11 protein-coding genes are annotated in these 10,555 nt (G+C 41.1%); 9 read left to right on the top strand and 2 right to left on the bottom strand.

Features of this window, described 5'->3' with window-relative positions; genetic code table 11:
- Positions 1-228 precede the first annotated feature (228 nt).
- Both FTU58_RS10080 and FTU58_RS10075 read right to left on the bottom strand, forming a co-directional pair.
- Positions 229-1,035, bottom strand: coding sequence for a tetratricopeptide repeat protein (locus tag FTU58_RS10080; protein WP_026438287.1), 807 nt, complete (start codon positions 1,033-1,035; stop codon positions 229-231).
- 186 nt (positions 1,036-1,221) lie between these two features.
- Positions 1,222-1,944 carry a folate-binding protein YgfZ gene (locus tag FTU58_RS10075; protein WP_180062406.1) on the bottom strand — a complete coding sequence of 241 codons (723 nt, stop codon included), beginning with the start codon at positions 1,942-1,944 and terminating at the stop codon, positions 1,222-1,224.
- Positions 1,945-2,200: 256 nt separating this feature from the next.
- On the opposite strand from FTU58_RS10075, the gene acnD reads away from it, so the two are divergent.
- From acnD to FTU58_RS10030, 9 genes are all read left to right on the top strand, one after another.
- Positions 2,201-4,807, top strand: a complete 2,607-nt coding sequence (gene acnD, locus FTU58_RS10070) for a Fe/S-dependent 2-methylisocitrate dehydratase AcnD (RefSeq protein ID WP_180062405.1) — start codon at positions 2,201-2,203, stop codon at positions 4,805-4,807.
- Between the two features lie 296 nt (positions 4,808-5,103).
- Positions 5,104-5,334: an antitoxin gene (locus FTU58_RS10065; protein WP_004972406.1), complete on the top strand. Its 231-nt coding sequence runs from the start codon at positions 5,104-5,106 to the stop codon at positions 5,332-5,334.
- Positions 5,334-5,753: a type II toxin-antitoxin system VapC family toxin gene (locus FTU58_RS10060; protein ID WP_136144745.1), complete on the top strand. Its 420-nt coding sequence runs from the start codon at positions 5,334-5,336 to the stop codon at positions 5,751-5,753. The genes FTU58_RS10065 and FTU58_RS10060 overlap by 1 nt, the downstream gene beginning before the upstream one ends.
- 130 nt (positions 5,754-5,883) lie before the next feature.
- Positions 5,884-6,027, top strand: a complete 144-nt coding sequence (locus FTU58_RS10055; protein ID WP_096901556.1) for a hypothetical protein — start codon at positions 5,884-5,886, stop codon at positions 6,025-6,027.
- 107 nt (positions 6,028-6,134) lie between these two features.
- A complete protein-coding gene (locus FTU58_RS10050) occupies positions 6,135-6,707 on the top strand; it encodes a DUF4126 domain-containing protein (protein ID WP_136144743.1) in 573 nt (190 codons plus the stop codon).
- 564 nt (positions 6,708-7,271) lie between these two features.
- Complete coding sequence (locus FTU58_RS10045; protein ID WP_004972400.1) at positions 7,272-7,523, top strand: DUF6868 family protein; 252 nt, start codon at positions 7,272-7,274, stop codon at positions 7,521-7,523.
- A gap of 119 nt (positions 7,524-7,642) precedes the next feature.
- Positions 7,643-8,356, top strand: a complete 714-nt coding sequence (locus tag FTU58_RS10040) for an SIMPL domain-containing protein (protein ID WP_179989199.1) — start codon at positions 7,643-7,645, stop codon at positions 8,354-8,356.
- Positions 8,357-8,507: 151 nt separating this feature from the next.
- Positions 8,508-9,173 (top strand): RluA family pseudouridine synthase, encoded by a 666-nt coding sequence (locus FTU58_RS10035; RefSeq protein ID WP_179989200.1) that lies wholly within the window; start codon positions 8,508-8,510, stop codon positions 9,171-9,173.
- 279 nt (positions 9,174-9,452) lie between these two features.
- Positions 9,453-10,403: a DUF5660 family protein gene (locus tag FTU58_RS10030; protein ID WP_228291706.1), complete on the top strand. Its 951-nt coding sequence runs from the start codon at positions 9,453-9,455 to the stop codon at positions 10,401-10,403.
- Positions 10,404-10,555: the final 152 nt, after the last annotated feature.

Raw genomic sequence — 10,555 nt, 5'->3', positions numbered from 1 at the left:
GCAGGGTCTTGTGGTGGTGCGCCTTTGGAAATAATCAAACAATATATTCAGAATCAACAAGGTTGAAATTTGTGAAATTCACCTCCACCCTGACTGACGGGTGGAGTCCTCTTTCACTTGGAGATAGCAACGGTATCGAAGTGCTCAAATCATAAAAAAGTCTGTACCATGCTGATACAGACTTTTTTTAAAATTTCTCTGATTAATAGCCTTTATAAAGAAACTATCTTAACTTTTCTTAGCGGTTGCCTTGTTGGAAGCTTTGGCTTGATCTGCCATCATTTTTTCAACCACAGCCAATGATTCTTTGGCTTGCGCTACATTTTCCTGTGCCAGTGAGGCAAAAATCTTTTTCGCTTCAGGCAAGTTTTGCGGCACGATATTGCCATTCACAAACATATTGCCCACTGCCATGAGTGCAGGAATATAACCCTTTTGCGCCAAGTTTTGAATGCTTTGCAGCCCTTGCTTAATTGGTGCTTCATCTTTGTTTTTAAAGCCTGTGCTAATTTCGTACAAGGCTTTTGCATGTATGGCTTGATAATGATCTTTGGCAATTAAAGGTTGTAATAGTTTTAAACCTTTTTGGTCAGATGCTGCCGTATTTTCCGAGAAATATAAAACGGCTAAATCGACTGTGGCATCATTAAAACCCTGATTGGATGCCGTCTGTAAATATTGTTTGGCTTTAGCAGCATCCTGTTTTAAACCCAGTGCGCCAGTAAGATAGTTTTTGCCTAAAACATAACTCGCAACTGGGTAGCCTTTTTGGGCAGATTGCTCATACAACTGAATGGCTTTCTTTTCATTTTTTGCTGTGCCTTGTCCAGTTTGTGTCAAATAGCCTAAGTTATACATGGCTTGCGCATTGCCTGTTTTGGCAAGCTTTTCTAATTCCTGATAGGCATCTTTAACCTTGTTGGCTTGCATTAATTGTTCAATTTTGGCAAAAGCAGGATCGGTTGGAATGTTGCTATTTGCCATACTGATGCTGCTAGATAGGGCGATTGCACCCGCAATGAGTAGTTTTTTCATCATTTGAGTTGTACCTTGTTCTCTTTTACACATCATTCCGTTGATGTGCGTTTTGTTTTTACAGTGGTGCATTCATCATAAGTTGAAAAGTGTGAATGTAAATATAAAAAATGTGTACGAATGCTTTTTCATTGTCATTTGAAGGGAATCTTGCGACTCCCTTAACCTGAGCGGGTGGAATCTATTTTATTGCGGACGTGCAACATCGCCATTCAAATGTTCAGGCAAAGCCAATACTTGTATAGCTAACTCTTCCAAAGCACTTGGTTTGGCAACCACCAACGCTTTAAAACCTTCTGCAGTCGCTATGCTATTCACCACTTCCACATCATTATTCAGTTTGGCGGCAGGTGCAGGGGCTTCGCCTGAACCCTGAATTAAATGCAACCAGTGTTTTGGTTTGGCTTTAAACCATAAACGTGCCACGACTTCCTGACCCAAATAACAGCCTTTGTCATAATGCACGCCATCTCGTTGATGCAAACGCAATTCCTGCGGTTGAAACACTTCTGCTGTTGAGGCTTGAATCCATGCCTGACCTGTTTCAATCGCTTGTAGTTGCCATGCGTTTAAATCAGTCACTTCAGCTGAAAATTCAGTTTGATTGCCCTGAATGGTTGGGTAAACCGTACCGATGGTTTCAAGCTGCATTTTTGAAAATGCACCAAACTTTTTAATGTGTTTGGCTAAATCTTCGGCTTGGTCGGCTGTGCTGATGATTTCAAAACATTCGGACGAGATTTTTTTAAGCCAGAAGCCAAACTGAACGCGTCCTTTTAAACTGCAAATTGCGGTATAACAGGTTGTATTTTCAGCTAATGTTTCGACATTGACTGTTACCTGACCTTGCAGGAATTTTTGTGCATCGACACCGTTTAAACTTAAAGCACTGAAAGCTAAATCGCGCATGAATAACCTTTCACATTGAAATCTAAGACTAAAGAATGAGGTCAATTTTGCGCTATTTTTCAAAAAAAAGCATTTTTAGGGCAAGAATTTTACTCAAAATGTAATTAAATGTTTCAAAAACCCCTGTTTTTATATTTAAGTGTATGAAATATATAGGATTTGGGAAATGGGTTTTTGGCAGCGTACAATGCTTTCGACGGGTGGAAACAATCATCCCATAAGATGTTGAGAACAATAGAGTAAGGGCGAATACCAGATGAATAACAACTACCGCAAACCACTGCAAGGCACTCAGCTCGATTTTTATGACGTGCGACAAGCCGTTGAAGATATCCAGTCAGGCGCTTATGCCAAACTTCCTTATACCTCAAAAGTACTTGCAGAACAGTTAGTGCGCCGTTGTGACCCTGCAATTTTAGAACAATCTTTAAAACAATTGATTGAGCGTAAACAAGAGCATGATTTTCCGTGGTATCCAGCGCGTGTGGTGTGTCACGACATCTTGGGGCAAACTGCGCTCGTTGACTTGGCAGGTTTACGTGATGCGATTGCCGATCAGGGCGGCGATCCTTCTAAAGTGAATCCTGTCGTACCTACCCAGTTAATTGTCGATCACTCTTTAGCTGTGGAATATGGCGGTTTTGACCCAGATGCTTTCCGTAAAAACCGTGAAGTGGAAGATCGTCGTAATGAAGACCGTTTCCACTTTATTGAATGGACGAAAACTGCATTTGAAAATGTTGATGTGATTCCTGCAGGCAACGGCATCATGCACCAGATTAATCTGGAAAAAATGTCACCAGTCATTCAAAACCGTGAAGGCATTGCATTCCCAGATACTTGTGTGGGTACAGACTCACACACACCACATACCGATGCTTTGGGTGTCATTTCTGTAGGTGTAGGCGGTCTTGAAGCTGAAAACGTGATGTTGGGTCGTGCTTCTTGGATGCGTCTGCCAGACATTATTGGTGTGGAGTTGGTCGGTCAGCGTCAGGCTGGTATTACGGCAACGGACATCGTATTGGCTTTAACCGAGTTTTTGCGTAAAGAACGTGTGGTCGGTGCATATTTAGAATTCTTTGGTGAAGGTGCAGATAGCATGTCGGTGGGGGATCGTGCCACGATTTCCAACATGACACCTGAATATGGTGCAACTGCCGCTATGTTCTACATCGATCAAAACACCATCGACTATTTAACCTTAACAGGTCGTGAAGCAGATCAGGTCAAACTGGTTGAAACTTATGCTAAAGAAATTGGTCTTTGGGCATCTGAAATGACACAGGCAGAGTATCCACGTGTATTACGTTTTGACCTTTCAACAGTAACTCGTAACATTGCAGGCCCATCGAATCCGCATGCGCGTGTTTCAACTGCAGACTTAAAAGAAAAAGGCATTGCAGGTGTGGTTGAAAACCGTACTGATGGTTTAATGCCAGATGGTGCCATCATCATTGCTGCGATTACCTCTTGTACTAATACCTCAAACCCGCGTAATACTGTAGCAGCAGGTTTGTTGGCACGTAAAGCCAATGAGTTAGGTTTAGTGCGTAAGCCTTGGGTGAAATCATCATTTGCACCAGGTTCTAAAGCGGCTGCATTGTATTTGGAAGAAGCAGGCGTACTGAAAGACTTAGAAAAACTTGGTTTTGGTATTGTCGCTTATGCATGTACTACTTGTAACGGTATGTCTGGTGCATTAGACCCAGCGATTCAACAAGAAATTATTGACCGTGACTTGTATGCGACTGCTGTGCTGTCGGGTAACCGTAACTTTGATGGTCGTATCCATCCGTATGCGAAACAAGCATTTTTGGCATCGCCACCGTTGGTTGTGGCTTATGCGATTGCAGGAACGATTCGTTTTGACATCGAAAAAGATGCTTTGGGCACAGATCAAAATGGTAACCCGATTTATCTGAAAGATATTTGGCCATCTGATGCTGAAATTGATGCTTTGGTGAAAGAATCGGTTAAACCTGAACAATTCCGCCAAGTGTACATTCCAATGTTCGATTTGGGAGAGTCGGAAAAATCTGAAAGTCCACTCTACGACTGGCGTCCACAAAGTACTTATATCCGCCGTCCACCATATTGGGAAGGTGCATTGGCTGCGCCACGTACTTTAGCCAATATGCGTCCGTTGGCAATTTTGGGCGATAACATCACCACAGACCATTTATCTCCATCGAATGCGATTATTTTAGACTCGGCAGCAGGGGAATATTTGGCAAAAATGGGCTTGCCAGAAGAAGATTTCAACTCTTATGCAACGCATCGCGGTGATCATTTGACTGCACAGCGTGCAACTTTGGCGAATCCGAAATTGTTTAATGAAATGGTGGTACGTTCAGACGGCACAATTAAGCAAGGTTCTAAAGCGCGTGTTGAGCCAGAAGGCGAAGTAATGCGTATGTGGGAAGCGATTGAAACTTATATGAACCGTAAGCAGCCGTTAATTATTATTGCGGGTGCAGATTATGGTCAGGGTTCAAGCCGTGACTGGGCTGCAAAAGGCGTGCGTCTTGCGGGTGTGGAAGCGATTGTGGCTGAAGGTTTTGAGCGTATTCACCGTACCAACTTGGTGGGTATGGGCGTATTGCCACTTGAGTTTAAAGCGGGTGTTAACCGTAAAACTTTAGGTTTGGATGGTACGGAACTTTATAGCGTGATTGGTAATATTGCGCCACGTTCGACTTTGACTTTGGTGATTGAGCGTTCAACGGATGATGGTAAAAACCAAACAATTGAAGTGCCAGTAACTTGTCGTTTAGATACCGAAGAAGAAGTATCTGTGTATGAGGCGGGCGGTGTATTGCAACGCTTTGCGCAGGATTTCTTGGAAGGGAATGTGGCTTGATGATGTTTTAAGAATCTTCTTTAATTTTTCTTCTTTAAAGAAATGTTAGAGAATGATTATTGTTGAGAAAAGACCTCATTGTTAAGTGAGGTCTTTTTTTTTTGGAAGATGAATATATTGTGAATTAAACAGCAAACTCCTTGTAAACCTAACTTAATTTTCTAAAAAGTATCTTTCATTCAAAAAATCAGCAGTTATCAAAAACAATAAAATTTAAAAGTAGAAGTTTATTTGGTTGAAAAACACCCAATAAATACCTATCATAAGATATGTATCAAAAACGATGGAGTAGCCCAATGACTACCGCAAAAGTTTTTATGACAGGACGAAGTCAAGCCATTCGATTGCCTAAAGAATTTCGCTTTGAAGGCAAAGAAGTTGAAATCTTTCGTCGTGGTGATGAAGTGATTCTTCGTGAAAAACCAGTCACGGTAGATCGGTTATTTAAAGCGTTATCCCAAATGCCAAATGACTTTTATGCAGATGAAAGAGAAGATCTGCCGCCTCAAGAACGGGAAATGTTCTAATGCAAGTACAATATTTATTAGATACAAATATTTGTATTTACATTATTAAATACCAACCTGAAATTGTGCGTCAGTATTTTGAAAAACATCTTCCGCATCGAAATATATTAATTTCTGTCATTACGTTGGGAGAATTACGTTTTGGTGCAGAAAAAAGTCAACATAAAGAAAAGGCTTTAAAAGTCATAGATGAATTAACATCAATGATTCAAGTGGTTGAATTGGATGAAAATGTTGCACACCATTATGCAGAAATACGCCAGAACTTTGCATCTAAGGGGCAGATCATTGGCGCAAATGACTTATGGTTAGCAGCACATGCACGTGCAAATCATTGGGTCATGGTCACCAATAACGAAAAAGAATTTACTCGTGTCGATGGATTAAAAGTCGAAAACTGGGTATCTAATCCTTTGTAATTGAGTTAGATTTTTTATAAAAATCATCCTTCGCCCAACTGCCCTCATCACCCGTCAAAATGGACAATAGACAATCATCACAGAATAGATATACTGGATTGACCATTTCTAAACCACACGGAGAACAAAGATGGTAACTGCAGGTGATAAACCAGGAACAGGCTTCTATTTTTGTGTCCAATGCGGGCATCGCGTTTACTTAGAAATTGGTACAGACCGTCTACCACCGTGTACCAAATGCCATGGCACCGAATATAACAACAAGGTTGCCTAAGCTACACGACTTAAAACAGCTGATCCTGTTTTTAATCTAAAGCCCTATCACCCGATGGGGCTTTTTGCTATTTTACCTAAAGAAAACCCAAGGCAATGAGGTACAACATGGAAACAATACTCGGTTTATGTGTCGGCATTGGGCTAAGTGCTGCCAGTGGTTTTCGGGTTTTCGTACCTATATTGGTTATGAGTGTTGCCGCGCTCATGGGTTGGTTTGAACCCTTAAAAGGTTTTGAATGGTTGGCGATGCCTGCTGTTTGTCTGGCTTTGACCGTGGCAACAATCAGTGAAATTGCTGCGTATTATGTACCGTGGGTTGATAACTTACTCGATACCGTTGCAACGCCTGCCGCCATGATTGCAGGTACACTCACCACAATGGCTGTAAGCAGTGGCGAAATGTCGCAATTTGCCAGTTGGGCTTCTGCCATTATTGTCGGTGGTGGAACAGCAGGTGTGGTGCAAATGAGTACAGTTGCGGCACGTGGTGTATCAACCGCAACCACAGGCGGTGTTGCAAATCCTGTGATTTCTACAGGAGAGTGGATTGGGGCTGCCGTACTTTCAGTGTTGTCCTTCATTGTGCCTGTATTGGTGGTTTTTGTGGTGCTCCTGACCTTAATTTGGGCAATTCGCTGGATTCGAGGAAAAAAGAAAGTTGTTGAATCCTCCACATAGGTTTGTGGTCAGTTTGAAAATATTTTAAAAATAAGTGTGGTAATAAATTTAATATTTGAGCTTTATTTGATGATTTAAGTGCATAAAAAATGTCTATTTGGAAAATTTTTTAAAATATGACTTAAAAAGTGATAAAAATTTTAAAAATTAATCAAAATAAAATCATTACGGGGAAACAATCCCATCCTCAAATCACTACTATATATCTCAAGGGTGTGATGGGGATCGAAAAGAGTAGATTGCTACCAGTTGCGTACAACGTGCGTGTAGTACTTACCCAAAAGGTCTCGATTCGGCTTAGGACGCTATAAACCAGAAGTTTATAGGCTATAAGATCATGGCTTATCCAGCATGATAGTTGAAGTAAACCACAGTTGTTTTCCCTAACACCCTAAAGAATATTGTTAAAAATATAAAAAACAAAACAAGATCAAGACAATAAAATCCAGACAAAATAAAAGCTTAAATGAATTTTAAACCATCTTTCTGCTACAAAACTCCCATCAAATTTTTCATTCAAATCTGTTAATTTGCAATAATCATCTACATCTAATTAGGTGTGATATGAGTGTTGATTACGATTTTTGGTGTCGTTTATTACTGACCTGCGCACTGATTAACTATGCCATTTTAATGCTGTGGTTTGTGGTGGTGATTTTCGCGCATGACTGGCTGCGACAGTTACATGGCAGATGGTTCAAATTGTCAGATGCAAGTTTTGATGCCATTCATTATGGCGGCATGGCAGTCTATAAAATTGGGGTATTGCTATTGAATATTGCGCCACTCATTGCGCTGTATATGATGCGACCTTAATTTAAAACTCTATAAACAAGCATCGAAAAGCATAGAAACAACCACTTTAGACAGTACATTAAAAACACACGGTCATTGAAATAGAGGCGAAAAGCCCGCAATTTGAGGAGTTGGCAAACATGAATCAATTAAAACCCGCACTGATTTTAGGTGGGCTGATTTGTTTGGGGATGGTGCTAGCAGGCTGGATTTTGGGCAACAGCGCACTGAAAATTAAACAATATGAGCGTGTGGTTTCGGTCAAAGGCTTGTCTGAGCGTGAAGTCAAAGCCAATGTAGCCGTGTGGCCCATTCGTTTTAGCGCAGCCAGTCAAGATTTGGCTGCTTTATATGACACCATGCAAAGCCAGACTGCACAAATTCAAAACTTTTTGAAAAATGAAGGTTTTGCTGCGGAAGAAATTACCATTGCTGCACCCGTGATTACCGATAAATACGCCCAGCAATATGGTGGAGATGGTAATGTTGCCTTGCGTTATACTGCGCATCAAACCATTACGGTGTATACCAAAAGTATAGATAAAGTCCGAAGTGCGCAAAGTCGTCTGGTTGATTTAGGCAAGAATGGTATTGCCTTTGGCGGTGAGGATTACGGGCAACGCACCGAATATTTATATACGCAACTAAATGACATCAAACCTGCCATGATTGAGCAAGCCACACAAAATGCCCGCAGTGTTGCAGAAAAATTTGCTGCAGATTCTGACAGTCGTTTAGGCAAAATTAAATCGGCCAATCAGGGCGTATTTAGTATTGAAGACCGTGACAGCAACACGCCATATTTGAAAAAAGTACGTGTGGTGTCTACGGTGGAATACTATTTAGCAGACTAAGTTTCGCAGACTAAGTTTGACAGATTAAGCTTGGCAGACTCAGCCAATTTAAAATCTAAATCTTTACACTAAAAAGTACATCGCCCGACTGAATTGACAGTTTGGGCTGTGCTTGATATTTTGCCCGCACCGCTTTGCATGCTGTATGTTCATGGCTTTAAACGACAACTTTATTTATGCACCTCCACAAGAACCCTTAGTGATTGTCTATGAAGATGACGATTTATTGGTGATTGATAAGCCCGCAGGTTTATTGTCGGTGCCTGGGCGTTTGCCCGAACATCAGGACAGCGCATATTTAAGAGTACTCGCAGATTATCCTCAGGCAAAAATTGCCCATCGTTTAGATATGGCGACCTCAGGTATTCTCATGTTTGCCAAGCATCGTGATGCAGAAGTCGCATTGAGTAAAATGTTTCAGGCGCGAACAGTAGAAAAAAACTACATTGCTTTAATTCAAGGCAAACTTGAAGGTGAGGGCAGTGTCGATGTGCCTTTAATTACCGATTGGGAAAACCGTCCACGCCAAATTGTGCATTTCGATTTAGGCAAGCCTGCGCAAACGCTGTATCAGGCTTTGGAATATTGTGCGGTTGAAGATATTACCCGTGTATTGCTCACCCCGATTACAGGGCGCTCACATCAGTTACGAGTACACATGCAATATATTGGACATCCCATTACAGGCGATAAGTTATATCATCCTGAACCGAAAAAAAGCACTTTAGGTCGGATGGCGCTGCATGCCAGTTATTTGGCTTTCACGCAACCTTTAAGCCAAGTTCCTGTTGCAATTCGAGCACAGCTTCCTTTTTAGAGATTTTGGGATTCAATTTTTCTAACAGGCGCATATTTTTCAATTTTTTTGTGAAAATACTCAAAAATTGGGATAGTCTTCGTGCCGCTAACTCGCTAACGTATCTTTAGAGCTATCGTTATTCATTTGCCTTGGCATAAATGAAGGAAGTGAATAACTCGCTGTTTTAAAATTTTGTGTTTTTGAGTGTGGTGGGCTGTCAAAGCGGGTTAGAAAGCGTCTTTAAAACTGAAGATGACTTTTTAAAATATGGCAGACCAATGCGGTGGGAGAAGTTATATGCTGTATATATTGGGTGCAATCATTATTGTTTTGGTGGTGATTATTTTTTGGCAATCTCAGCGCCGCCGTGAGTTGTCTGCCAGCATTCAATCTTTACAAAGTAATTTAGACCGCACTCGCTCCAATTTAGCGTCCGATGAGTTGGAAAGTAATGAATTAGAGCATCAGCTGACTGTGCTACGCATCGAAATAGGCAGTTTAAAAGGTCGTTTAGAAACCTTGCAGCACTATCAACATATTTTAGACGTTGAGCAATATGTATTAGAACGTCGCCAACAAGTAGAAATGTTTGTAGAAATGATTAAATCCGAAGCGGAAAATACGCGGGAGCAGTGCAAGCAACAAGTTGAAAAAGTTCGAGATTTTTTAGCCGAGCATGAGCAAAAAACCAAAGCCAAAACGCTTAAAACAGCACAAGATCAATTGGGTGCTTTTTATAACTTGGTTGAAGAACGTCAGCAACTCGAACAGATTATGACCGCGCTGTATCATAAAATTGAACATCATACGCCTGCTTTTCAGTTGCCTGCACAGCAGCTATTGGATGATCTGATTGAAGGTTATGGCTATAGTGATGCAGCACAACACCTGCAGCAAGTACGACACAAGATTCAAGATGCGGTCAAAAATCAAGAAGTTGCGCATTGTGCTTTTGTCGATGAGCAACGCCGTCTAGCGGCAGTGACTTTGCTGGCTCAAGCATTTAATAGTAAAGCAGATTTATATTTGGCGCAGCTGACTGAACATAATTTGGCTGAATCGCTTCAAGCTTTGCAGGATGATTTTACTTTGCTCAATCATTATGCGGCTGCATTTGGACACGCAAAAGTTCTAGACTCTTATTTGACACTCCGACAAGAAGAATTAAAGTTTGCCGCTTTGCTGTTGGCATTTAAACAGGAAAGCTCTTGTCAGATGCCACAAATTAAACTGGCTGCAAATGCTTAGAGCAATTGCAGTGTCATGTAAAAGCAATCTTCTGGGTAATTCAGACTAAAGTCAGTGTAAAACGAGATGAAAATTGAGTCCTTCGGGCAAATTTGTGCTATGTTGAATTCACTATTTTGTCACTTGCCAGATATATATTGGCTAAAAAGATA

It is taken from the genome of Acinetobacter sp. YH12120, assembly GCF_013418795.1.
In the GTDB taxonomy this organism is placed as follows: domain Bacteria; phylum Pseudomonadota; class Gammaproteobacteria; order Pseudomonadales; family Moraxellaceae; genus Acinetobacter; species Acinetobacter towneri.
The sequence above is the reverse complement of the archived record's forward strand: the minus strand, read 5'-3'. Positions and strand labels throughout refer to the sequence as shown.

Coding starts and splice junctions, on each gene's coding strand:
- FTU58_RS10040 (WP_179989199.1), top strand. CDS start 7,643: ATGAATCAATTAAAACCCGCACTGATTTTAGGTGGGCTGATTTGTTTG.
- FTU58_RS10055 (WP_096901556.1), top strand. CDS start 5,884: ATGGTAACTGCAGGTGATAAACCAGGAACAGGCTTCTATTTTTGTGTC.
- FTU58_RS10030 (WP_228291706.1), top strand. CDS start 9,453: ATGCTGTATATATTGGGTGCAATCATTATTGTTTTGGTGGTGATTATT.
- acnD (WP_180062405.1), top strand. CDS start 2,201: ATGAATAACAACTACCGCAAACCACTGCAAGGCACTCAGCTCGATTTT.
- FTU58_RS10075 (WP_180062406.1), bottom strand. CDS start 1,944: ATGCGCGATTTAGCTTTCAGTGCTTTAAGTTTAAACGGTGTCGATGCA.
- FTU58_RS10045 (WP_004972400.1), top strand. CDS start 7,272: ATGAGTGTTGATTACGATTTTTGGTGTCGTTTATTACTGACCTGCGCA.
- FTU58_RS10060 (WP_136144745.1), top strand. CDS start 5,334: ATGCAAGTACAATATTTATTAGATACAAATATTTGTATTTACATTATT.
- FTU58_RS10080 (WP_026438287.1), bottom strand. CDS start 1,035: ATGAAAAAACTACTCATTGCGGGTGCAATCGCCCTATCTAGCAGCATC.
- FTU58_RS10050 (WP_136144743.1), top strand. CDS start 6,135: ATGGAAACAATACTCGGTTTATGTGTCGGCATTGGGCTAAGTGCTGCC.
- FTU58_RS10065 (WP_004972406.1), top strand. CDS start 5,104: ATGACTACCGCAAAAGTTTTTATGACAGGACGAAGTCAAGCCATTCGA.
- FTU58_RS10035 (WP_179989200.1), top strand. CDS start 8,508: ATGGCTTTAAACGACAACTTTATTTATGCACCTCCACAAGAACCCTTA.